This window comes from Vibrio sp. Vb0349, assembly GCF_033338975.1.
On the sequence record NZ_JAWOTS010000271.1, the window covers coordinates 1 to 1,244 of the forward strand.

Consider the following 1,244-nt stretch of genomic DNA (forward strand, 5'->3'; position numbering starts at 1 on the left):
TAAGCCTGTCGCCATTTTCGTCTTCTAGGTGAAGTAAGTTCTCCCCAACCAATTCAGGAAGAACGGGATGTACGAGGTTAGTGCCGTGTTTATCGTAAGCAAAGAAGTACCCGTCAGAGCCGTAAGTTAGGCGATTGAGAATGGCCTTCACTCGCGCTTTAGCGACACGTTCTTCAATCGTCGAATCGTTGTAAATGTGGGAAATGGCATCAAATGCGACATCAACGGTATCTTTGAGCGCCGCTTCTTTGGATTGAATGAGGTTTTGATGGAAGATCTCTACCTCTCGTTGACCCAATGTTTTGGCCTGATAAATGGAAATCCAACTGATGCTTGCCGACACTAAAACCACCGGAATCAGTGTCAGCAAAATTAACTTGGCTTTGAGAGGCATCCTTCCCTCCATGAAACGCTGCCCAAAGGGTCAATATGCCCCAAGAGCAGCTTAACAACTTGTCTCAAAAGGTGAAGACTCTCAGCTCACAAAATCTCTTTTATTCCTTACCCATTAACCCATGCCGTAGAAACTTGGGAAAAACAGTAAGGAGGCAAGGACGAGAATTTGAATCGCAATGAATGGCATCACGCCACGATAAATATCCCGTGTAGTCACGCCTGCAGGCGCAACCCCTTTCAAATAGAACAAGCTGAAGCCAAATGGCGGTGTTAAGAAGGAGGTTTGTAAGTTCATCGCGATGAGAATAGCAAACCATGTCATGTTGATGCCGAGTAGCTCAGCAACCGGTGCGATAATAGGAACGATGATGAAACAGATTTCAACGAAGTCGATAAAGAAGCCCAGAATCAAAATCACAATCATCGTAATGATCAAGAAGCCCCACTTCTCACCCGGGATCTGCAACATCCATTCTTCGACCAGATAGTCACCGCCTGTATACGTAAACGCCATCGAGAACGCCGTCGCACCCAGCAAAATCGCGAACACCATCGCGGTCACTTTAACCGTCTCTTTCGACGCATCGTAGACCATTGACCAACTAAATTGCTTGTACAGTACGGCGAGAACAATCGCCCCAGCCCCGCCCAGTGCTGCCGATTCCGTTGGCGTTGCAACACCGGCAAAGATGGAGCCCAACACAACAATGATCAACGCCAATGGTGGTAATACAGCTTTCAGCGCCTTGATCACTTCTTCCCTGCGGCTGAGTGACTCATCACGTTCAATCGGCTGCGCTGCTTCAGGGTTAAGCTTGGCGTAAATAAGGATGTAAACAACGTATGCA

At 47.6% G+C, this 1,244-nt stretch carries 2 protein-coding genes; both read right to left on the reverse strand.

The genetic code is table 11. From position 1 onward, the window contains the following. Positions 1 to 394: cache domain-containing protein (locus tag R7Q47_RS25125; protein ID WP_318090035.1), on the reverse strand; the 394-nt coding region annotated here is incomplete at its 3' end. A gap of 114 nt (positions 395 to 508) precedes the next feature. Next, the coding region (locus R7Q47_RS25130; RefSeq protein ID WP_318090036.1) for a TRAP transporter large permease subunit at positions 509 to 1,244 on the reverse strand (736 nt) is incomplete at its 5' end.